Source organism: Aeromonas sp. QDB62, from assembly GCF_027705695.1.
Taxonomy (GTDB): domain Bacteria; phylum Pseudomonadota; class Gammaproteobacteria; order Enterobacterales; family Aeromonadaceae; genus Aeromonas; species Aeromonas allosaccharophila.
The window spans coordinates 15,805-36,292 of record NZ_JAPDCD010000044.1 but is presented as its reverse complement, the minus strand read 5'-3'; the positions used below and the strand labels follow the sequence as shown (position 1 = coordinate 36,292).

General features: G+C 59.1%; 20 protein-coding genes. 8 read left to right on the top strand and 12 right to left on the bottom strand.

The window, feature by feature from the left end; genetic code table 11:
• Positions 1 to 56: 56 nt before the first annotated feature.
• On the bottom strand, positions 57 to 1,115 hold the full coding sequence (locus OKC27_RS18720) for a competence protein CoiA family protein (RefSeq protein WP_270693960.1): 1,059 nt from the start codon (positions 1,113 to 1,115) through the stop codon (positions 57 to 59).
• 1,410 nt (positions 1,116 to 2,525) lie between these two features.
• On the opposite strand from OKC27_RS18720, the gene OKC27_RS18715 reads away from it, so the two are divergent.
• Entirely contained in the window at positions 2,526 to 3,881 is a 1,356-nt protein-coding gene (locus OKC27_RS18715; protein ID WP_270693961.1) for an 8-oxoguanine deaminase, read from the top strand.
• A gap of 159 nt (positions 3,882 to 4,040) precedes the next feature.
• On the opposite strand, the gene OKC27_RS18710 is transcribed toward OKC27_RS18715, so the two are convergent.
• From OKC27_RS18710 to OKC27_RS18675, 8 genes are all read right to left on the bottom strand, one after another.
• On the bottom strand, positions 4,041 to 4,829 hold the full coding sequence (locus OKC27_RS18710) for a substrate-binding periplasmic protein (protein ID WP_270693962.1): 789 nt from the start codon (positions 4,827 to 4,829) through the stop codon (positions 4,041 to 4,043).
• A gap of 141 nt (positions 4,830 to 4,970) precedes the next feature.
• Positions 4,971 to 5,714: a substrate-binding periplasmic protein gene (locus tag OKC27_RS18705; RefSeq protein WP_270693963.1), complete on the bottom strand. Its 744-nt coding sequence runs from the start codon at positions 5,712 to 5,714 to the stop codon at positions 4,971 to 4,973.
• A 129-nt stretch (positions 5,715 to 5,843) separates the two neighbouring features.
• Complete coding sequence (locus tag OKC27_RS18700; protein ID WP_270693964.1) at positions 5,844 to 6,590, bottom strand: substrate-binding periplasmic protein; 747 nt, start codon at positions 6,588 to 6,590, stop codon at positions 5,844 to 5,846.
• A 71-nt stretch (positions 6,591 to 6,661) separates the two neighbouring features.
• Positions 6,662 to 7,171, bottom strand: a complete 510-nt coding sequence (locus OKC27_RS18695; protein ID WP_270693965.1) for a GDYXXLXY domain-containing protein — start codon at positions 7,169 to 7,171, stop codon at positions 6,662 to 6,664.
• Positions 7,168 to 8,172: a DUF4401 domain-containing protein gene (locus OKC27_RS18690; protein WP_270693966.1), complete on the bottom strand. Its 1,005-nt coding sequence runs from the start codon at positions 8,170 to 8,172 to the stop codon at positions 7,168 to 7,170. The genes OKC27_RS18695 and OKC27_RS18690 overlap by 4 nt, the downstream gene beginning before the upstream one ends.
• Positions 8,165 to 9,103 carry a DUF2157 domain-containing protein gene (locus OKC27_RS18685; protein ID WP_270693967.1) on the bottom strand — a complete coding sequence of 313 codons (939 nt, stop codon included), beginning with the start codon at positions 9,101 to 9,103 and terminating at the stop codon, positions 8,165 to 8,167. The genes OKC27_RS18690 and OKC27_RS18685 overlap by 8 nt, the downstream gene beginning before the upstream one ends.
• A 188-nt stretch (positions 9,104 to 9,291) precedes the next feature.
• Entirely contained in the window at positions 9,292 to 9,849 is a 558-nt protein-coding gene (locus OKC27_RS18680) for a TMEM165/GDT1 family protein (RefSeq protein WP_058053785.1), read from the bottom strand.
• Between the two features lie 259 nt (positions 9,850 to 10,108).
• The gene (locus tag OKC27_RS18675; protein ID WP_058053784.1) at positions 10,109 to 10,438 is read right to left on the bottom strand and encodes a translation initiation factor; all 330 of its coding nucleotides are present in this window, start codon (positions 10,436 to 10,438) and stop codon (positions 10,109 to 10,111) included.
• Between the two features lie 119 nt (positions 10,439 to 10,557).
• On the opposite strand from OKC27_RS18675, the gene OKC27_RS18670 reads away from it, so the two are divergent.
• From OKC27_RS18670 to OKC27_RS18660, 3 genes are read left to right on the top strand one after another with little or no spacing between them, the layout of a single operon-like run.
• Positions 10,558 to 10,785: a FeoA family protein gene (locus OKC27_RS18670; RefSeq protein ID WP_042063457.1), complete on the top strand. Its 228-nt coding sequence runs from the start codon at positions 10,558 to 10,560 to the stop codon at positions 10,783 to 10,785.
• Between the two features lie 55 nt (positions 10,786 to 10,840).
• Positions 10,841 to 13,114, top strand: coding sequence for a Fe(2+) transporter permease subunit FeoB (gene feoB, locus OKC27_RS18665; protein WP_182939388.1), 2,274 nt, complete (start codon positions 10,841 to 10,843; stop codon positions 13,112 to 13,114).
• Positions 13,111 to 13,350, top strand: a complete 240-nt coding sequence (locus tag OKC27_RS18660; protein WP_005350974.1) for a FeoC-like transcriptional regulator — start codon at positions 13,111 to 13,113, stop codon at positions 13,348 to 13,350. The genes feoB and OKC27_RS18660 overlap by 4 nt, the downstream gene beginning before the upstream one ends.
• A gap of 94 nt (positions 13,351 to 13,444) precedes the next feature.
• Here OKC27_RS18660 and OKC27_RS18655 read toward each other — a convergent pair whose 3' ends face one another.
• Both OKC27_RS18655 and OKC27_RS18650 read right to left on the bottom strand, forming a co-directional pair.
• The gene (locus OKC27_RS18655; RefSeq protein WP_182939389.1) at positions 13,445 to 14,095 is read right to left on the bottom strand and encodes a DUF2913 family protein; all 651 of its coding nucleotides are present in this window, start codon (positions 14,093 to 14,095) and stop codon (positions 13,445 to 13,447) included.
• A gap of 98 nt (positions 14,096 to 14,193) precedes the next feature.
• Positions 14,194 to 15,489, bottom strand: a complete 1,296-nt coding sequence (locus OKC27_RS18650) for a DEAD/DEAH box helicase (RefSeq protein WP_162518058.1) — start codon at positions 15,487 to 15,489, stop codon at positions 14,194 to 14,196.
• A gap of 287 nt (positions 15,490 to 15,776) precedes the next feature.
• Here OKC27_RS18650 and OKC27_RS18645 point away from each other — a divergent pair, with 287 nt between their 5' ends.
• The 4 genes from OKC27_RS18645 (at position 15,777) to OKC27_RS18630 (ending at position 18,936) form a co-directional block, all read left to right on the top strand.
• Positions 15,777 to 16,355, top strand: coding sequence for an O-methyltransferase (locus OKC27_RS18645; RefSeq protein ID WP_182939390.1), 579 nt, complete (start codon positions 15,777 to 15,779; stop codon positions 16,353 to 16,355).
• A 335-nt stretch (positions 16,356 to 16,690) separates the two neighbouring features.
• Complete coding sequence (locus OKC27_RS18640; protein ID WP_182939391.1) at positions 16,691 to 17,464, top strand: amino acid ABC transporter substrate-binding protein; 774 nt, start codon at positions 16,691 to 16,693, stop codon at positions 17,462 to 17,464.
• Between the two features lie 57 nt (positions 17,465 to 17,521).
• Positions 17,522 to 18,178, top strand: coding sequence for an amino acid ABC transporter permease (locus tag OKC27_RS18635; protein WP_182939392.1), 657 nt, complete (start codon positions 17,522 to 17,524; stop codon positions 18,176 to 18,178).
• Positions 18,175 to 18,936 (top strand): amino acid ABC transporter ATP-binding protein, encoded by a 762-nt coding sequence (locus tag OKC27_RS18630; protein ID WP_182939393.1) that lies wholly within the window; start codon positions 18,175 to 18,177, stop codon positions 18,934 to 18,936. The genes OKC27_RS18635 and OKC27_RS18630 overlap by 4 nt, the downstream gene beginning before the upstream one ends.
• 134 nt (positions 18,937 to 19,070) lie before the next feature.
• On the opposite strand, the gene OKC27_RS18625 is transcribed toward OKC27_RS18630, so the two are convergent.
• Positions 19,071 to 20,486 (bottom strand): FAD-dependent oxidoreductase, encoded by a 1,416-nt coding sequence (locus tag OKC27_RS18625; protein ID WP_005346752.1) that lies wholly within the window; start codon positions 20,484 to 20,486, stop codon positions 19,071 to 19,073.
• Positions 20,487 to 20,488: the final 2 nt, after the last annotated feature.

Sequence of the window (20,488 nt, the reverse complement as noted above, 5' to 3'; positions counted from 1 at the left end):
TGTATCCTCGAGATTATTTATCCGATTGAGATTTATTAAAGGTGGTTAAGGTTTAGCTAGAAAGTTGTTTTATATTTGGCATCCACTTTGTACCAATCACATTCAGCCGCTTGGCTTGAAGAGCATTTGAATTTTTTACCTTTGCAAAAAATAGGATTGCTTCCATCGTAATCCCAATTTTCACCTTTATAGCTACACAGGAAGCAATTTCTTATTTTCACCCCGCGGCTAGCAGCTAATCTAACTTGTTCAATAAATAGTGTGCCACTGTTTTCGCTAGAGTTGAATAATTCGTCACTTGTTGTTCTAAGTTGCGACTTGATATTTAAAGTACGGTCATAAATGATATTTGAATAAATTAAGGAGTCATGGTGCTGATTCATGTAGTAATAATGCGCTGATAATGTTCTGTATAGCAAAATAGATTTTCCTGATGAAAATACAAAAAATCCATAGAAATTTTTATTTGAGCATGAACATTCATTTTCCGCAATTGCTGTTGTTGATTGATTGAATCCAATAAACATAGCATCTGCTGGGGTTAAATGTGCTTTTGAGATTTTAGAAACATCAGCTTCAAATTCTAATGGTATTTCAATGATTTTGTTTCCTGAAAACTCTTTTTCATCACTCATGAAATGAGTGACTGCTATTTCTATATAAATCTTATCTGATGGATTTTTTATACTAACCAGCATTAAATCCGGAATGAAATTGCCATCTTTTTTCTCCAACACTACTTTATGAAAGTAGTCTGTGAGATCGAAGATTTTCTTTGTCTCACCCAAGTCACAGCCGGTCAATATTAATGGTCGAAACTTTCGGCATACTTTGGCAGAGGTCAACGTTATATTGAATGGTTCATTGCTTTCAAGACAATGCAGATAGGTTTGATAAAAAGTTTGCTTACCTAAATTATGTAGATAGCTTTCCCCGCTGCATTCAATTTGTACTTTATGTGCGAAGTGAGGTTTTTTTACTTGGCCATTTACTTTTGCTGTCAATTCATTACCACAGCCAAGACAATGGTAAGCATCATCTACAGGTTTGTTTGCAATATCATCTGCAGAGACAACTTCATTTTTTGAATTAAATGCGAATTTATACTTTGCCATTGAATATCACTTCAAACATTTTATATAAGGGCCGTAGGTTCGATTAGCGAAGCGTAATCGGACGTTCGAGAATAAGGCTTTATTACACGGTGAAATACTCACTATCGGACCTTCTATATAAAACCGTTTCCCGATATGGATATGTGCTGCTTGCTGCTTGCTGCTCTGCTCACAATGATTTTTTCACCAATGAAACTACATTGATAATTCTTGTTTCATTGGTGCGGCAATCTGGTCGCGCCATGGGGTGGGTGAGGGGCCGGATCAGAGATAACAACTCTCCAGATCGTTGCCCCGAATATCACAGGGTACTTTTAACTTGCCTCGGTGCTGAAGGTTCGGGGTTGCCCCCTGTTGTTCGCCGAGGTGAGCCCGTTTGTCCAGGCCGCGAGGCAGGACGCCGAGCGAGCGCCGCTGGGCCAGGGATGGCCCATCGGCGCGTGCCGTTGGACAAACGGGTGAACCGAGGGAACCCGACGCAGGAGGGCGAACAAGTGGGGGTGGCCGCTCGATTGGTGACTTTTCTTTGGCCACGCAAAGAAAAGTCACTCGCCAAGCCGCGCAGCGGCGGCGAAACCCCGTCGAGGACGGAGTCCTCGTGTCCTGCATGGCGAAGCCATGCCAATTAGGGGGGCGATATTCCGCTATGCAATGACGTTACCGTCCCCCTCACCCTAGCCCTCTCCCGCAAGGGGAGAGGGGACGGTTATCGCGGACGATTACGCTGCGTTAATCGTCCCTACCGACCCTACTGGCGAAGCCATGCCCATCAGGCTAGTGACCCCTCACCCTAGCCCTCTCCCGCAGGGGGAGAGGGGACGGTTACCGCGGACGATTACGCTTCGCTAATCGACCATACTCGACCCAATTCGACCCGATTCGACCTTACCCATTGCCCCAAGCGTCCCCCGCGCATGGGGGCATGGGCATAGCCCCGGTGGCTGACGGGCAAGCCGTCGAGGGTGCAACCCTCGCACCCTGGCGCAGGGGCGGGAGACCGGCTGGTCTCCGCTAAAGTTGCTACCGCCCCTGACTGTCGCTACCAGATTGCGCCGTTGACCATTGATCACGAGAGGGGGCCAACAGGCGCCGCTGGATATCTTACGGATTCATTGAGCGCTTAACTATGGCGGCCATCACGCAACTATCAGAGACCAGAGGCTTTTTTGCGCTGGCGCACACTTTTCAGACTGGGTGTTCAATCAATGGCTGTCGTGGCTGGGTACTGGCAGGGCGGTGGGGTAACCCGCGAGGGGAGGGGCTATCACCTTGATTTAAAACGAGGCTCACAGATTTTTTGCCATCGCCGGGTAGACTGGGGCCACTGCGGCGCTGCGCCGCCTCTGGATCAGCAGACAGGGTATAACTGAGCTGGCTCACCCCTATGTATGATTGATGGAGGCGCCGGCCATGTCCGCTACCCGTATCTGGATTAAAAACCCCCTTGCCACCTTTACCCCCGAGGCCGTCGATGGTCGCGGCGGGCTGGTGATTGAAAATAATCTCATCAGCGAGGTGCTGGCGGCGGGCCAGCAGCCAGCCCGGCCGTGCGATCAGCTGTTCGATGCACGCGACCATGTGGTGCTGCCGGGCCTTATCAATACCCACCACCACTTCTACCAGACCCTGACCCGCGCCTGGGGGCCGGTGGTCAATCAGCCGCTCTTCCCCTGGCTCAAGACCCTCTATCCGGTGTGGGCCAGATTGACACCGGACGCGTTGGCGCTGGCGAGCAAGGTGGCGATGGCGGAGCTGTTGCTCTCGGGCTGCACCACGGCTGCGGATCACCACTACCTCTTCCCGCGCGGGATGGAGGAGTCCATCGATATTCAGGTCGAGACGGTGCGTGAGCTGGGGATGCGCGCCATGCTGACCCGCGGCTCCATGAGTCTGGGCGAAGATGAGGGGGGCTTGCCGCCGCGCCACACGGTGCAGGGGCAGCAGCAGATCCTCGATGACAGTTTGCGGCTGGTGCGCCAGTACCACCAGCGCGGCGCCGGGGCGCAGATCCAGATTGCCTTGGCCCCTTGTTCCCCCTTCTCGGTAACCGAGGAGATCATGGTGGAGAGCGCGAAGCTCGCCGCCGAGCTCGATGTGCGGCTGCATACCCATCTGGCGGAGACGCTGGATGAAGAGGCGTTCTGCCTCGAACGTTTTGGTCTGCGCACCGTCGATTATCTGGAGAAGGTGGGCTGGCTGGGGGATCGCACCTGGCTGGCCCACGGTATCCACTTCAATCCGGACGAGATTGCGCGACTGGGGGCGGCGGGCACCGGGGTGTGCCACTGTCCGGTCTCCAATATGCGGCTCGCCTCCGGTATCTGCCCGACGCTGGATCTCGAAGCGGCCGGAGCACCGGTAGGATTGGGCGTGGATGGTTCGGCCTCCAACGATGCCTCGAACCTGATGCAGGAGGCCCGTCAGGCGCTCTATCTGCAGCGGCTGCGCTACGGCGCCGAGCGCATCACCCCGCGCAAGGTGTTGGAGTGGGCGACCCGTGGCTCAGCCAAGTTACTGGGGCGCGGCGATCTCGGCGAGCTGCTGCCCGGCAAGCAGGCGGATCTGGCGCTGTTCAAGCTCGATGATCTGCGCTTTAGCGGCAGTCACGACCCCATCGCGGCGCTGATCTTGTGCGGCGCCGAGCGGGCCGATCGGGTGATGGTGGGCGGCAAGTGGCGGGTGGTGGATGGCGCCATCGAGGGGCTGGATATCGAACGGCTTATCGCCCGTCACAAGCTGGCCGCTGCGGCGCTGGTGCGTGGTTGAACGTAAAGGGCTGTGCAAGTAACCAGAAGTGGTCAACCCAAGGTGAATAGCCCAAGGAGAGTGCTCGACAACAACGCACAGGCCGTGCGCGATTGAGTGTGGCGAGCCACAAAACCGGAGGGGCCCATATCGGGCCCCTCTGTATTGGCGCTGTGCGAGCTAGTTGGTTGTCCCGGTTTTGGCCTGTTCAGTGTTGGCTGGCGCAGGCGCCGGGAAATATTTGCTGTGCAGCAGCGGGTATTCACTGCTCGCCAGCACCTGGGTCAAGCCGGTCTGGAACTCTCTGACAAGCGCATCGCTCACCGGGTGGCTGAAGGCAAAGCAGAACTGCTCGGAGCTCAGTACCCACTGCTCCTTGAAGCGGGCGGGGTCGAGTTTTTGCTCGACGATCAGCTGCTCCATGGTGGTCTTGTTGGTGGAGACCAGATCGACCCGGCCGGAGGTGAGCATCTTCAGCGCCTGTGCCAGCCGGTTGGCGGCCATCAGTTTGGTCTCGTCAAAGCCGTTGTTGAGCAGCAGTTGCTCCCCCACATCGGCCCGCACCGCCCCGATATTGAACGCCTTGGCATCGTCGAGCTTGGTGATGGTGATATTGCGCTCGGCCAGCCCCACCAGCACGATCTCGGCATACCCGATGGGGCAGGCCCACTTGAACAGGGGATCCCGCGCCTGGGTGCGAGCGGTGGAGAAGAGTACCGCATTGGGCTTTTGGGTCAGCAGGTAGTAACCGCGCGCCCAGGGCATGATGGTGATGGGCTGCGGCGGGGTGTTGGTCTTCTGCCACACCAGTTGCAGCAGCTCGACCGCGAGGCCGGCAGGGGTGCCGCTGGCATCGGCGTAGTTGTAGGGTTTGTACTCTTCGGTGAGGTAGTGCAGTTTGCCGAGCTCAGGACTCGCCTGTGCGAGGGTGGCCAGCAGCGCCCCGGCCAATCCAATCCATGCTTTCATTTTTGCCATCCTGATCAAGGGAATATCATGCTCAAGTGTGACCAAGCTGACCGATTTCGCCAAGGCGACAGGACATGTTTGGTAATAAAAGTGCAGGAGCTCGCTGTCATCCCGCGCCATCTGTCGGCGGCGATCAGGGCGTTAGCGCAGCGACAGGTATTTGGTTTGCAAGGCCGAGAAATCCGCTGACGCGACGACCCGGGTCAGCGCCTGCTGGAAGAGGGCGACCTCGCTGTCGGGCACCTGACGGCTGAAGGCGTAGCAGAGCGGTGTGGCATCCAGCACGAAGGCAATATGAACGTCATCCGGCTTGAAGCCGAGCTGCTGCAGGGTCTGGTAGCCCACCAGTTTGTTGGTTGCAAACAGATCGGCGCGACCGGAGATGAGCATTTTGGCCGCCTGGGTGAGCCGGTTGGCTTGCATCAGTTGGTGCTCATCGATATCGCGATCGAGCAGCAGTTGCTTGGAGACGGTGGCGCGCACCACCCCGATCTTGTAGTGGCCAAGCTGCGCTGCCGAGTCGAGGGTGATGTTGTCACCCTTGCGCTCCAGCAGCACAAACTCCGAGTGATCGATGGGGCAGGCCCACTTGAAGAGCGGCTCCCGCTGCGGGGTGCGGGCGGTGGCAAACAGCACCACATTGGGTTTTTGTTGCAGCAGGTTGTAGCCACGGGCCCAGGGCAGAATGCGGATTGGCTGGGGCGCCATGCCGCGCGCCTGCCAGATCAGTTGCAGCAGCTCGACCGACAGACCGGTGGGCTGGCCCCGTTCGTCACTGAAGTTATAAGGGGGGGAGATTTCGCTGAGGTATTCGAGCTTGCCCGGATCCGCCTGAGCGAAGGTCGTCCACAGGAGCAGCAGGTGAAAGAAGTGCCATGTTCGCACGGGAAAATCCTTGCCAATCAAAGATGTTGGTCAGTTTGACTGCTCGCGGCGGGAATAGCTAGCCACCTCTATTGCATCTTTCATTCATAAAATGGGCAGCGCCTTGCTGCCCATCGGGTGAGTGAGTGCTCAGCGCACCGGCAGGTATTTGGCCTGCAATTTGCGAAACTCTTCCGAGGCGAGAGCGCGGGTCAAGGCCTGCTGAAAGAGGGTGATCTCGCTGTCGGGTACCTGACGGCTGAAGGCGTAGCAGAGCTGCTCGGCGCTCAGCACCATGGCTACGTTGAAGTCGTCGCTGCTCAGCTTCAGTTCGCGGATGGCGTCATATCCCGCCAGCTTGCTGGTGGCGAGCAGGTCGGCGCGACCGGAGAGCAGCATCTTCAACCCCTGCGACAGGCGGTTGGCCGAGATGATGTTGTTGTCATCCATGCCGTTGTTGAGCAGTAGTTGCTCGGCGGCGTCCGAGCGCACCGCGCTGATCTTGTACTGACTCATCTGGTCCACCGAGTCGAGAGTGATGTTTTGCGCCTTGCGGCCCAGCAGGATGTACTCCGAGTAGCCGATGGGGCACACCCACTTGAAGAGATCTTCCCGCGCCAGGGTGCGGGCGGTGGAGAAGAGCACCACGTTGGGCTTCTGGGTTAGCAAGTAATAACCGCGCGCCCAGGGCAGGATGCGTACCGGCTGGGGCGCCACGCCGCTGTGTTGCCAGATCATCTGCAGCAGATCGACCGCAAGGCCGGTGGGCTGGCCCTGCGGATCGCTGAAGTTGTAGGGGGGGTACTCTTCGGTGAGGTACTCGAGCTTGCCCAGATCAGCCCGGGCCGCCGAGGCCCAGCAGAGCAGCAACAGATGACAGATCAGCCATATCCTCATTGGGAACATCCTTAGCGATCAACCTTGTATTGAGTGTGACCATGAACAGCGTAAATAGCCACTCACTGCCATTACCAGCGGGCGCGGGTCTGCCCGATGGGCTGGTAAGCCTCGTCCCGCAGCCCCACCAGCAGGGTCTTGCCATCGGCTTGCAGCCGGAATTCGCCGTAGCGGGCTGCTTGATACTGATCCCCCGTACCCTCTTCAAAGAAGTAGGCATCGGGGCCAATCTGCCACTGCCGCTCGCTCTGATGCACCTGCAATAGCCGCTCATCGCTGGCGAGCCGCTCCGGCTTGCCAGCGGCCACCAGAGTTGCCACCTGATGGGCATCGAGGCGGATCACCAGGGTATCGCGGCCCTTTTCACGGGCATCGCTGCTGGCCAGCTCGCGGGCAATCTCATAGTTCAGCCGCATGTAATCCCCCTGCATCAGGGAGCGGGGATCGACCGGGGCGAGTCGCAGCAGCACCACTTCGCCGCTGCTCATGGCGCGCTCATAGCGCCAGACGGTGGCATTGATGCCCGCCACGATGGCCAGGCCGCTCAGCAACAGGGCGAGCTGTCGGGTGACGGGTTTCATGAATCGCTCCTTGCCGCGAAGGTGGTGAGCAGCTGGCGGGCACCCAGCAGCAGGATGCCGGAGCCCAGCAGCAGCCAGGATTTGGTCATCAGGGTGAGCCCCAGATCGTAGTAGTAGAGGGAGCCATAACCGAGCAGCAGCAGGGCTGAAAGGGTCATCAGCCCCAGACTACCGGCATAAAACCCGAGGGTCAGTACCAGTGCGCCCGCCCCCATGCCGGGGATGATGGCGCTGATCAGCACCAGTGGCAGGCCAAACAGCAGGGGGAGCCTCAGTTTCACCATCACCGCCAGCAACAGGGCGGCGCAGAGCAATGGATTGAGCCAGAGCGGCAGGCGCGACAGCCCCAGCTCGTCCAGCATGCTGCTGCCGCTATCCCACAGCGGCTGGTGCAGACGCCCCAGCACCAGCAGCGAGAGGGCCAGCCCCAGGGTGATGGAGTGGTAGAGCTGGTGGCGCTCTGGATCACTATCAGCCCGCAGCCAGCAGAAGGTGATGGCCGCCATCACCAGCGGCAGCGCCAGCAGTTGCAGCCCGAGGCAGGCGAGACCAAGGGTGAGCAGCAGGGCTGCCGCCACGCTGTGAAACAGCCGCACCAGCCAGTGATCGAACAGCACGGCGATGGCGAACGACAGCAGGCACAGACCGAACCAGAGCAGGGCGTGATGGAGATCCAGCTGATCGAGCAGGCCATAGAGCAGCCAGGCATCGGCCGCCAGGGTGAGTGCCAGCACGAACTGATCCCAGAGATCGCCGCTTTGGCTGCGATTGAGGGCGTAGGCTCCCGCCAGCAGCACGGCCCCCAGCAGCAGGGCGCTGTTGGCCTCGCGGGTCAGCTGCTCGAAGGTGAGAAACAGGAAAAAGAGCAGGAACAGGGCGGCAATCCAGCCCACCAGCCCCAGCATAAAACGGCTCGACCAGTGGGGCTGGGTGTCACGGGGCATCTCCCCTTCCACCAGATTGGCCTGTTGCAGCGCTTGCCAAAGGGTCAGATCACTCATGAGACCTCCGTTGTTGTTGCAGCCAGCGGGCGGCGGTGACAGAAAGACCGATGGCGATCAGGCTCAGCAGCAAGAAGCCGTTGATGTCGGGTTCCATCCATTTACCAAGGGTGGCGAGGATGACGGCAATCAGACTGAGGCACCCCATGGCGAGTCCGGCGATAAATCTGTGGTGCCACAGGGCATAGGCCGCGGCGAGCCAGCCAAACCAGAGCGGCCACACCAGCGGTGAGGCGGCATCAAACAGCGCCAGCAGGGTGAGCAGGGTGGCCCCCAGACCAGCAGCCAGACCCGCCAGCCAGCTTGGCATCAGGCGCCAGCGGGCCGGTGCCAGCAGAAGCAGACCCCAGAGGGCGGCGTTGAGCAGGGTAAGGCACCAGCCCAGACCCTCTTCATCGAAGGTAAAGAAGAGTGCGAACAGGCCGAGCCGCCAGTAGAGCACCAGCGCCAGCTGGCCGAGCAACCAGCTTAAGGTCCAGAGCAGCGGGCTTTGGCCAAATACCGCCAGTGGCACCAGCATCAGCGCCCAGGTAGCGAACAGCTGCCAGGGATCGGCACCGGTCTGGTAGGTCTGGCCCACCAGCGCCAGCAGGGCGCCGATATTGAGGGCGACAGCAAGCAGCAGCGCCTGACGGGGAGTATCCCCCAGCGGTTTGCGCCACAGCAGAAGCAGCATGGCGAGCAGTGGCGCCTCCAGCAGGGCGAGGCGGGAGACCCGGCCCAGCTCTTGCCAGTTGAAGGCGACGAAGAAGACCAGTCCGGCCCCGATGCAGAGGGCACCGAGCCAAAGCAGCAGCCGGTCAAACAGCCACTGCCAGCGCGCCGGAGGGGGGGGCAGATCGGTGAGGGTCAGGGCGTCCGCCAGCTTCTCTGGTGCCAGCCGTCCTTGTTTGATCCATTCGAGTAGCGTCTCTCTTGATACGTTGTGCATGGGGGGACTCCACGAGGTTTGCCCCATTATGGCATGAGGCACCCGCAACCGTGCACTGCCCCTTGGCTGTAAGGCTGGTGGTTGCGACAGCGGGTTACGCAACAGACAAAGCAGCAAACAAAGCAACAAATAAGGCAGCAAACAAAAAAGCCCTCCGAAGTGGAGGGCTTGGTCAGCGGAAAAGGCGATCAGGCAAAGATTAGGGTGCTCACCCCGAGGCCGACGAAGAGGATGGCGCAGGCGATGCGGATCCCCTTGAGCGGCAGCTTGTCTGCCCCCAGCTTGCCGATCAGCACCACCGGCACGTTGGCCAGCATCATGCCGAGGGTGGTACCGGTGATGACCTGCACCAGCGAGTCATACTTGGCGGCCAGCAGCACGGTGGCGATCTGGGTCTTGTCCCCGATCTCGGCGATGAAGAAGAGCACGAAGGTGGCCATAAAGGGGCCGTATTTATCCAGCGAGCTCTCCTCGTCATCCATCTTGTCCGGCACCAGGATCCAGATAGCCATGGCGATAAAGGCGATGGCGACCAGATAGGTCATTATCTTGGGATCGAGCCAGCGGCTGATGAACTCGCCAATCCAGGCGGCGCCCGCATGGTTGAGCAGGGTTGCCGCCAGCATGCCGGCGATGATGGGCCAGGGCTTGCGAAAACGGCAGATGAGCAGCAACGCCAACAGCTGGGTTTTATCGCCGATTTCGGCAATGGCAACGCTGAGGGTTGAGGTTAACAAGGCTTCCATAAAGATGACCGGGGGACGGAATTGTTATAAACCAAAGACAAGCCTGCGCCATCCGTCCCCGGTATTGGCACTGGCCCGTCAAAGGTCTTGTCAAATCCATGACTGGCATGGATCACCCTGACCATGGTGAGTTGGCACCAAGTATGTTGATCAGGGTCGCAGGCCGGTATTCATGCAAAGGATGGAATCGGCGTGCGAGACTACTCCCCCTCGATGGGAGCGGGCATTCTAGGGAAAAACCGCATGGGTGACAAGGGGATCAGCCCCCCACCAGCTTGACGCTGAAACCGGCCTTCTCCAGCTCGGCCTTGATCAGGTCCCGTTTATCCCCCTGGATCTCGATCACCCCCTCCTTGATACCGCCACCGGTGCCGCATTTTTTCTTGAGCAGGGTCGCCATGGCTTTCTGCTGATCGGCGGGTACGCCATGAATGGTGATCACCCCGGCGCCCTTGCGTCCCTTGGTCTCGCGGCGAATGCGCACGGTGCCGTCGGTGGGGAAGGGGGAGGCGGATTGGGGAGCACTCTGCTCCTTGATCATGCCGCCATCTGTGCTGTAAACGAGGCGGCTGTTGTTGTCGTGACTCATGGCAATACTTTATCGGTTAGCTAAGCGGAGTTTGATTTTACTCAAATAAAAGTTGAAGACACAGCTTATAATGCCCCAAGTAAAAGCGAATTATTATTGTTTAACTTCAGGAGTCAGTCATGGTACTCACGCAGTTGTCGCCGGGACAGAGTGCTCGCATCAAGAATATGAACCAGTTGGCACGGCCGCTGCGTCGCAAGCTGATGGTGATGGGCCTGCTGCCCCAGACTGAAGTCATCTATCTGCGCTCCGCCCCCTTGGGGGACCCGCTCCAGATCCAGTGCCAGGGGATCTGCCTCTCCATGCAAAAGAGTCTGGCACAGCACATCGAGGTCGAGCTGGTATGAAACACACCTCACAAAACAATCGTCTTGGTCAAAGCACTATCGAGGTCGAACCGGTATGAATTACTCCCTGGTAACGGTAGGTAACCCCAATAGCGGCAAGACCTCACTGTTCAACGCCCTGACCGGCGCCCGCCAACAAGTGGGCAACTGGAGTGGTGTCACCGTCGACAAGAAGATGGGTGAGTTCAGCGCGGGTGAGCATCACTTCAAGCTGATGGATTTGCCCGGCATCTATAGCCTGGCCAGTCAGGATGGCAGTCTGGACGAGCAGATCGCCAGCCGCTTTGCCCAGGGCCAACAGCCCGACCTGCTGCTCAACGTCATCGACGCCGCCAATCTGGAGCGCTCCCTCTACCTTACGCTACAACTGCGTGAACTGGGCCTGCCCATGGTGGTGGTGCTCAACAAGCTGGATATCCTGCAAAAGCGCCGCATCGTCATCGACGAGAGCAAGCTCGGCAAATCCCTCGGGTGCCCGGTGGTGGCCCTCTCGGCCCACAACAGCAAGCAGGTTGCCGCCTTCAAGCAGCAGATCCGGCAGTTTATCGGTCAGCCGCAAGCGGCCTTGCAGCTCGATTATGGTCACTCTCTTGAAAACGATCTGGCGGAGCTGGAGACCCTGCTCGCCCCGCACCACCTCACTGCCCGTGGTCGCGCCCTGCGCCTGCTGGAAGAGGATCCGGTGATGCAGGAGACCCTGCTGCCCGGTCAGCAGGCCGCCGCCCACAATGTGGTCGCCCGCGCCCATCAGGGGCAGGATATCGATCTGCAACTGGCGGATATCCGCTACGGTCATATCCACCAGTGGGTACAACAGGCGCGCCAGCAGAAGGGCAAGCTCACCGAGGCCCAGAGCGAATGGCTGGATCGGGTGCTGCTCAATCGCTGGATTGGCATCCCCTTCTTTTTGTTTGTCATGTACCTGATGTTCCTGTTTGCCATCAACGTCGGCAGCGCCTTTATCGACTTCTTCGACATCATGGGCGGCGCCCTGTTTGTCGATGGGGTGCACCACCTGCTGGGGCTGATCCATGCGCCCGAGTGGCTGGGCGCCATTCTGGCTGATGGTTTCGGCGTCGGCTTGCAGACCGTGGCCACCTTTATTCCGGTGATTGGCTGCCTCTATCTGTTCCTCGCGGTGCTGGAGAGCTCCGGCTATCTGGCCCGCGCCGCCTTCGTGGTGGATGCCCTGATGCGCCGCCTCGGTCTGCCGGGCAAGGCGTTCGTGCCAATGCTGATGGGCTTTGGTTGTACCGTCCCCTCGGTGATGGCGACCCGTACCCTCAACTCCGAGCGGGAGCGGCTGATGACCTCCGCCATGGCGCCTTTCATGTCGTGTGGTGCCCGTCTGCCGGTTTACGCCCTGTTTGCGGTGGCCTTCTTCCCCGAATCCGGTCAGAACCTGGTGTTCGGTCTCTACCTCATCGGTATTGTGGTGGCGGTGCTCACCGGCCTGTTGCTGCGCAACACCCTGCTGCCGGGCAAGAGCGACTCCATGCTGATGGAGATGCCGGATTACGAGTGGCCGCGTCCGGTCAACGTTGCCATCAAGACCTGGCAGAAGCTGAAATCCTTCGTCTTTGGCGCCGGTAAAACCATCGTACTGGTAGTCGCCGTGCTGAGCGTGCTCAACTCGCTGGGTACCGATGGCAGCTTCGGCCATCAGGATCAAGAGGGCTCGGTACTGAGCAAGATAAGCCAGGCGGTGACGCCGGTGCTGCACCCCATCGGTGTGCGCGATGACAACTGGCAGGCCACGGTCGGTATCGTCACCGGTATCTTCGCCAAAGAGGCGGTGGTCGGTACCCTCAACAGCCTCTACGCCGGTGCTGGTGGTGGTGAAGAGGAGGAGAGCGAGTTCTCGCTGGTGGCCAGTTTCCACGAGGCGATCGACGCCGTGGCGGCCAATCTGGCGGAGATCAACCCGAGCGACCCCATGGGATTGTCTGTCGGTGAGCTGGATGATCAGCAGGCAGCTGCCGAAGCGCAGGAGGTCGATGTCTCCACCTACGGCAACATGCAGACCCACTTCGACGGGGCGGCCGGTGCCTTCTCCTACTTGCTGTTCGTGTTGCTCTACATGCCTTGTGCTGCTGCCATGGGCGCGCTGGTGCGGGAAACCGGTCGCCAGTGGGCGCTGATGACGGCGGTATGGTGCAATTACATGGCCTTTATGTGCGCCACCGTATTCTATCAGGTGGCCACCTTTGCTGCTCACCCGGAGCAGAGCCTGTTCTGGATCGTCAGCTACGGCCTCTCTTTGGTGCTGCTCTGGTGGGCTGGTCGCCGTCACGGTGACATCGTCGCCCGCAAGGTGGTGACCTTATGATCCTGCGCGAGCTGGGGGATTACCTCGCCGCGCAGCAGAAGGTGAGCCGGCGCGATCTGGCTCGCCACTTCCACACCTCGGAAGATGCGGTGGAGGCCATGCTCGGCGTCTGGATGCGCAAGGGGCGGGTCATCAAGCGCGAGAGCCGGGTTTGTGGCGGTAGCTGCTGTGGCAAGAGCGAGGAGGTGATGTTCGAGTGGTGTGACGCGGGCCAGATTGGCATCAAGATCCGCTAAGCGACTACCAGACCTCATCACCGAAGATCGAACAATAAAAAACGGCAGACCCTGCACAAGGGCCTGCCGTTTTTATTGCTGCACACTGGCGGGATCAGGCGCTCTGGCGAGCCTCGCTCAGCAGTGCCAGCGCCGGTTGGGCGTTATCTGGCATCAGCCGGTAGGCCTTGTGGTGTTTGACCAGGGTGGTTTTCTTGTTGCCCTGGCTCAGCAGCAGACCGTGCTTGAAGGCCGCTTCGGCCAATACCTTCTCGTCACCGCGCACATAGAGGGTGAGGGGTTTGACAAGCTCACCCGCCTCGATGTGGCCTGCATATTCACTATGGCTTACCACCAGATTCGGCTGACCGCCCGATTGCAGGCGCAGCTTGGCGTTCACTTCGCTCTCGGTCAGCACCAGCCAGCCTGCCGCTGCCAGCTCTTCCAGCAGCGCCGCCAGCTTGGCTCCCAGTTGCTGCGGATTGGTCATGGCACACTGGTACTGGAAGGCGATGCGCTCCAGCAATCCCTTGAGATCGGCGCCCGCTCCCAGCGTGCGGCCAAGCTGTACCCAATCTTTCAAATCTTCCATCACCAGCCGGGAGAAGCGTTTCTCCTTGAGGGAGTCGGCCATCCAGGTACAGAGAAAGTGGCTCTCTTGCGCCGGGGTGCGCTTGCCCGCTTTTTGTTCGGCGGTGCGAGCCAGTTCGGCCAGGCTCTGGGTGGCCATCTCGAACAGGGCCTGATTATAGGTAGGAGAGGTCATAAGCAATCCTTGAGTTGACCACCACAGGTCAACACCGATGACAGAGATAGCAAAGGCGCCAGTGGCGCCTTTGCGGTTCAATAGAGCAACTGCCCGCCTTATTTCGGCTGACGGGGCTTCTTGGCGGCGGCCAGACGCTTGAGGCGCTGACCCTGCAGTTTGGCTTCGGCCATCACCTGAGCCACGGCGTTATCTTCACGCTGCGGGCGCTTGCCGAAACGGCGACGCTCCTGCAGCTGTTTGATCAGCTCGTCACGGCTGCTCACCTCGTAGCCCGGCACCATGATGCGGCGGATCTTCTGGCCGATCAGGGCCTCGATCTCCAGCAGGGTGCGCTCCTCTTCACGGCTGACGAAGGAGATGGCCATGCCGCGCTTGCCGGCACGACCGGTACGGCCGATGCGGTGCACGTAATCTTCCGCCAGGAACGGCAGATCGTAGTTGACCACGTATTCCAGATCCGGGATGTCCAGACCGCGGGCGGCCACTTCGGTGGCGACCAGAACCCGTACCTTGCCTTCCATGAATTCGCGCAGGGCACGGCGACGGTTGCCCTGGGCCTTCTCGCCATGGACCACGGCGGATTTGATGCCGTCGAGGTTCAGCTCCTCGACCAGCACATCACAGCTCTCGCGGGTACTGGCGAACACCAGCACCTGCTGCCAGTTCTGCTTGCCAATCAGCTCGGAGAGCAGCTCGCGCTTGCGCTTCTGCTCGACCGGATAGACGGTGTGGCTGACGGTGTCGGCGGTGGAGTTCTGCTTGTTGACGCTGACGATCTGCGGGCGGTCCAGCATCAGGTTGGCCAGCTTCTTCACCGCATCGGAGAAGGTCGCGGAGAACAGCAGGTTCTGACGGGTCTTGTTGACCGCTTGCAAGATCTTCTGCACATCGGCACTGAAGCCCATGTCGAGGATGCGATCCGCTTCATCCAGCACCAGACACTCGACGCCGGAGAGGCTGAGGTTGCAGGCGGTGAGGTGCTCCAGCAGACGGCCCGGGGTGGCCACAATGATGTGAGCGCCCGCTTTCAGCTTTCTGGCCTGCACGTCCTGCTTGCCACCGCCGACGATGGTGATGGTGGTGATATCGAGATACTTGGCGAAGTCATTGATGTTGCTCGCCACCTGAGCCGCCAGCTCGCGGGTCGGGGTCAGGATCAGCACCCGGGCGTTGGAAGGCTGGGCCGGGGCCGGATTGTCTACCAGACGCTGCACAATGGGCAGGGCGAAGGCAGCGGTCTTGCCGGTACCGGTCTGGGCGCTGGCCAGCACATCGCGGCCACGGCGAATGGCCGGGATCGCCTGTTGCTGCACAGGGGTCATCTCCTGATAACCGCAATCTGAGACAGCACGCAAAATCTCGGGGGCAAAATCGAACGATTCAAATCTCATAATGGGTTCCTGTGTTCCAGCTGGGCTGTGTTTGGCTTGGTTAGCTCGGCATGAGCGAGACGGAGGTTGTAACCACCGACGGCTGCGCCTGACATCAAGTCAGAGAGTGAGCCGGAAAATGGCGGGCGCGAAGTGTAACAGATAGACGTCACAAATTCTGCCTCAAATGGTTGTCATTTTCTCATCCTTTGCGCTCGGAATGGCGTTTAAAAGCAATCATTTGACTCCCAAAGGCCAAACCAAGAGGATAGCTCGAGCGGTTTCTGGCAAGGACGAAAGGGATATCGATGGAACTGGAGCAGTTAAAACGCCAGCTGGAGCAGCTTGGCGAGCGCAATGACAGCATGCAGCAGGCACGCCACCGCAAGCTGCTCAACATCACCCGCGACACGGGGGAGTTGCTGTCAGTGCTGGTGCACATCCGCAGGGCGCAGGCCGTGCTGGAGATCGGCACCTCAAATGGTTACTCCACGCTTTGGCTGGCAGAGGCGGTGCGCCGGCTGGAGGGTCATGTCACCACCATCGAGCTTGATGAGGATAAGCGCGTGTTGGCCCATGACAACTTTCAGTGGGCAGGACTGAGCCCCTGGATCACCCTGCTGGCAGGGGACGCGGGCGAGCTGCTACCGACCTTGCCGCAAGCCGGGTATCAGCTCATCTTCCTCGATTCGGATCGTCAGCACTACCGGGCATGGTGGCCGCAGATCCGCCGCCTGCTGGCGCCCCGTGGCTTGCTGGTGGTCGATAACGCCATCTCCCATCGCAGCGAGATGGCGGAGTGGATGGACGAGGTCGGGCAGGACCCAGCCTTTGCCACCTCGCTGGTGCCGGTCGGCAAGGGGGAGTGGCTGGTGGTGTGTTTGTGATCAGGTGATGGCCTGGATTTGGTATCGGGCTGGCAGTGTGTTTTTTTATCATGAATAAACAGTGTGCCCCGCAATCAGTAGCGAATGCGGGACTGCTTTTCCGTTATTCATTATTTCACTAAACATCCTCATATTTCATGGTTTGGCAACGGGAACCACCGCGTTATGTTTTGCTGGTGCCGCCAAGTGCAATCGTTAATTGGCAGTCATCGTATATGTGGCGTGACCCGATTAAATGGTGCTGGCAGCAGCAGGATTCAAAATAATAATTGCATGGTAATCCGGATTATCGTTGGCAAGCGTGCTGGATGTTTACAAATATAACGAGGTGAATAATGAAAAAACTGCACTCCCTGTTTTTACTGGCAGCTCTTCCACTGGCTTTGATGACATCGGCGCAAGCCCAGTCCAGCCTCGCCGCTATCCAGAGTGCCGGTGCGATCAAAATCGGCACTGAAGGTGCCTATCCTCCGTTCACCTATCACGACAAGAGCGGCAAGCTGGTCGGCTTTGATGTGGAGATTGGTGAGCTGATTGCAAAAGGCCTTGGGGTGAAGCCGGAGTTTGTCGAAGGCAAGTGGGATGGCCTCATCGCCGGGGTGGATGCCAAGCGCTACGATCTGGTGCTCAACGAAGTAGCCATCACCCCGGAGCGGCTGAAAAAGTATGATTTTTCAGATCCCTACATCACCTCCAAAGCGGTGATCGTGGTGCACAGCGATAATCACAGCATCAACAGCTTTGCGGATCTGAAGGGTAAAAAATCATCCCAGTCGCTCACCAGCAACTTTGCTCAGCTGGCGAAATCATCGGGCGCCGAGGTGGTCGCCACCGAGGGCTTCAACCAGTCACTGCAGCTGGTGCTGACCGGGCGAGTGGATGCCACCATCAACGACAGCCTCTCTTTCCTCGACTTCAAGAAACAGAAACCGGATGCCAAATTGAGGGTGGCGGCGACCGAGGCGAAGGGGGATCAATCGGCAGTGTTGCTCGCCAAGGGACAGCCGGAATTGCTGGCCGCCATCAATCAGGCACTGCGCACTGCCAAACAGGATGGCAGCTACCAGAAAATATCTCTTAAATATTTTGGTACTGATGTCTCGCAATAATATTGCCGAAAAATAATAACTAGCGAGGTAATAAACGTGCCAGCCTGGTTGCAGTTAATGATCGACTCTTTTTGGCCCCTGCTTAGCGCGGGGCTTATTTTTACCGTGCCACTGACCCTGATCACCTTTGTCTTGGGAATATTGCTCGGCTTGCTGGTGGCGCTGGCCAGATTATATGGCCCGACACCATTGGTGGCACTGGTTCGTTTTTATGTCTGGCTTATTCGTGGCACGCCGCTGCTGGTGCAGCTCTTTCTGATTTTTTATGGCTTGCCGAGTGCCGGCATTGTGCTGGATGCCTTCACCGCCGCGGTGATCGGGTTCACCCTCAACATCGGCGCCTACAGCTCGGAGATCATCAGCGCCACTCTGGCTGCGATCCCGAAAGGGCAGTGGGAAGCGGCCTATTCGATTGGCATGAACTGGCCCCTGGTGATGTGGCGGGTGATCCTGCCGCAGGCGGCGCGCATTGCGGTGCCACCGCTTTCCAACACCTTTATTTCGCTGGTGAAGGACACCTCGCTGGCGGCAGCAGTGACCGTGCCCGAGCTGTTTCAGGCTGCCCAGCGGCTCGCCTCCGTCACTTATGAGCCGCTGATCCTTTACATAGAGACGGCCATCATCTACCTGCTGTTCAGCTCGGTGCTCTCCACCTTGCAAGACCGGCTGGAGCGCAAGTTGACCCACAAAGAGACCCGGGGGGCCGCCCTATGATCCTGTTGCGTGGTATCGAGAAGCAGTTTGGCGGGCAGCGGGTGCTCAAGGGGATCGATCTTGCCATGGTGGCGGGTAGTGTGACCGCCCTGATTGGCCCCTCAGGCAGTGGCAAGAGCACCCTGTTGCGCTGCGTCAATGTGCTGGAGCGGCCGGATGCAGGGCAATTGGTGCTGGGGGGAAGCGAACTCGATTTTTCTCATCATCTACCCCGCCAGAGCGTGCTGGCATTGCGCCAGCAGACCGGCATGGTGTTCCAGAATTTCCAGCTGTTTCCGCACATGACGGTACTGGAAAACGTCATAGAGGGGCTGGTAACCGTGTTGAAGTGGCCAAGGGCTAAAGCGCAGGCGCGCGGCTTGCAACTGCTCGACAAGGTGGGGCTCAGGCACAAGGCCGAGGCGGTGCCTGCCACCTTGTCCGGTGGTCAGCAGCAGCGGGTTGCCATTGCGAGGGCGCTGGCGCCAGCGCCCAAGGTGCTGCTCTGTGACGAACCCACCTCGGCACTGGATCCCGAGCTTGCTCAGGAGGTGGTGACCGTACTGCGCCAGCTGGCCCGGGAGGGAACCACCATGCTGATTGCCACCCACGATTTGCGGCTGGCAGCCCAGATAGCGCAGCAGGTGATCTTTCTGGAGGCGGGTGAGGTAGTGGAAGCAGGTAGCGCACGCCAGATGTTCACTACCCCCAAGCGGGCGCGTACCTTCGAGTACATCTCTACCCTCACCGAGCGGTTGCCGGAGAGCTGGAGCATCTAGTTGCTCCCCAGACGAGGTTGATGGGCGATAAGTGACACGCTGCCAGCGAGTATTCCGAGCCTTAAATTCCGAGTTTGAAAAGAAGAGCCCCGCACTGGCGGGGCTCTGTTTTGCGTTGACTGAGGAATAGCAGGTTAGACAGCGAGGTAATCCATGATCCCTTCGGCTGCCTTGCGCCCCTCATAGATGGCGGTCACCACCAGATCGGAGCCGCGTACCGCATCGCCACCGGCGAACACCTTGGGATTGCTGGTCTGGAAGGCATATTCCGCCTGCTCACGAGCCTTGATGCGATCCCGGTTGTCGAGCTCGATGCCGAACTCCGCCATCCAGGGCTGGGGGTTGGGCTGGAAGCCAAACGCCATCACCACCGCATCGGCGGCCAGCACCTGTTCTGAGCCCTCGATAACCACCGGATTGCGGCGGCCATTGGCATCGGGTTCACCCAGCTCGGTGCTCACCACCTTGATGCCGACGGTGCGACCACTGGCATCCAGCTCGACCGCCACCGGTTGCAGGTTGAACATGAATTCAACCCCCTCTTCGCGGGCATTTTTCACCTCCCGCTTGGAGCCCGGCATGTTCTCCTCGTCGCGGCGATAGGCGCAGATCACCTTGGCGGCTCCCTGGCGGATGGCGGTACGCACGCAGTCCATGGCGGTATCGCCACCGCCGAGAACCACCACCTGCTTGCCAGCGAAGTCGATATAGTCGGCTTGCGCCTTCTCGAAACCCAGCAAGCGGTTGGCGTTGGCGATGAGGTAGGGCAGGGCGTCATAGACTCCCGGCGCCTCTTCGTTGGCAAAGCCGCCCTTCATGTACTTGTAGGTGCCGACCCCGAGGAAGACCGCATCGAACTCGCCGAGCAGATCGGCGAAGGTGATGTCCTTGCCCACTTCGGTCTCGAGCCGAAACTCCACGCCCATCCCCTGGAAGATCTCGCGGCGACGCTGCATCACCTCTTTTTCCAGCTTGAAGGAGGGGATGCCGAAGGTGAGCAGGCCGCCGATCTCCGGATATTTGTCAAACACCACCGGTGTGACGCCGTTGCGTGCCAGCACATCGGCACAGGCGAGACCCGCCGGGCCCGCGCCGATGACGGCGACCCGCTTGCCGGTCTTGACCACGTTCGAGAGATCGGGCTTCCAGCCCATCTCGAACGCCTTGTCGGTGATGTATTTTTCGATGTTGCCGATGGTCACCGCACCGAAGCGGTCGTTGAGGGTGCAGGAGCCCTCGCACAGGCGATCCTGCGGGCAGACCCGACCACACACCTCCGGCAGGCTGTTGGTCTGGTGGGAGAGCTCTACCGCCTCCAGAATGCGTCCCTCTTTGGCCAGTTTCAGCCAGTTGGGGATGTAGTTGTGGACCGGACACTTCCACTCGCAGTAGGGGTTGCCGCACTCGAGGCAGCGATCCGCCTGCATCTGTACCTGCGGCTGATTGAAGGACTCGTAGATCTCCACAAACTGGATTTTGCGGATCTTGAGCGGCTTCTTAGGCGGGTCGACCCGCTGGACATCGATAAACTGAAATACGTTCTGGCTCATAG

Excerpts from the sequence above, each read along its gene's own strand:
- OKC27_RS18720 (WP_270693960.1), bottom strand. The coding sequence starts at position 1,115 with ATGGCAAAGTATAAATTCGCATTTAATTCAAAAAATGAAGTTGTCTCT.
- OKC27_RS18715 (WP_270693961.1), top strand. The coding sequence starts at position 2,526 with ATGTCCGCTACCCGTATCTGGATTAAAAACCCCCTTGCCACCTTTACC.
- OKC27_RS18710 (WP_270693962.1), bottom strand. The coding sequence starts at position 4,829 with ATGAAAGCATGGATTGGATTGGCCGGGGCGCTGCTGGCCACCCTCGCA.
- OKC27_RS18700 (WP_270693964.1), bottom strand. The coding sequence starts at position 6,590 with ATGAGGATATGGCTGATCTGTCATCTGTTGCTGCTCTGCTGGGCCTCG.
- OKC27_RS18695 (WP_270693965.1), bottom strand. The coding sequence starts at position 7,171 with ATGAAACCCGTCACCCGACAGCTCGCCCTGTTGCTGAGCGGCCTGGCC.
- OKC27_RS18690 (WP_270693966.1), bottom strand. The coding sequence starts at position 8,172 with ATGAGTGATCTGACCCTTTGGCAAGCGCTGCAACAGGCCAATCTGGTG.
- OKC27_RS18685 (WP_270693967.1), bottom strand. The coding sequence starts at position 9,103 with ATGCACAACGTATCAAGAGAGACGCTACTCGAATGGATCAAACAAGGA.
- OKC27_RS18680 (WP_058053785.1), bottom strand. The coding sequence starts at position 9,849 with ATGGAAGCCTTGTTAACCTCAACCCTCAGCGTTGCCATTGCCGAAATC.
- OKC27_RS18675 (WP_058053784.1), bottom strand. The coding sequence starts at position 10,438 with ATGAGTCACGACAACAACAGCCGCCTCGTTTACAGCACAGATGGCGGC.
- OKC27_RS18670 (WP_042063457.1), top strand. The coding sequence starts at position 10,558 with ATGGTACTCACGCAGTTGTCGCCGGGACAGAGTGCTCGCATCAAGAAT.
- feoB (WP_182939388.1), top strand. The coding sequence starts at position 10,841 with ATGAATTACTCCCTGGTAACGGTAGGTAACCCCAATAGCGGCAAGACC.
- OKC27_RS18660 (WP_005350974.1), top strand. The coding sequence starts at position 13,111 with ATGATCCTGCGCGAGCTGGGGGATTACCTCGCCGCGCAGCAGAAGGTG.
- OKC27_RS18655 (WP_182939389.1), bottom strand. The coding sequence starts at position 14,095 with ATGACCTCTCCTACCTATAATCAGGCCCTGTTCGAGATGGCCACCCAG.
- OKC27_RS18650 (WP_162518058.1), bottom strand. The coding sequence starts at position 15,489 with ATGAGATTTGAATCGTTCGATTTTGCCCCCGAGATTTTGCGTGCTGTC.
- OKC27_RS18645 (WP_182939390.1), top strand. The coding sequence starts at position 15,777 with ATGGAACTGGAGCAGTTAAAACGCCAGCTGGAGCAGCTTGGCGAGCGC.
- OKC27_RS18640 (WP_182939391.1), top strand. The coding sequence starts at position 16,691 with ATGAAAAAACTGCACTCCCTGTTTTTACTGGCAGCTCTTCCACTGGCT.
- OKC27_RS18635 (WP_182939392.1), top strand. The coding sequence starts at position 17,522 with ATGATCGACTCTTTTTGGCCCCTGCTTAGCGCGGGGCTTATTTTTACC.
- OKC27_RS18630 (WP_182939393.1), top strand. The coding sequence starts at position 18,175 with ATGATCCTGTTGCGTGGTATCGAGAAGCAGTTTGGCGGGCAGCGGGTG.
- OKC27_RS18625 (WP_005346752.1), bottom strand. The coding sequence starts at position 20,486 with ATGAGCCAGAACGTATTTCAGTTTATCGATGTCCAGCGGGTCGACCCG.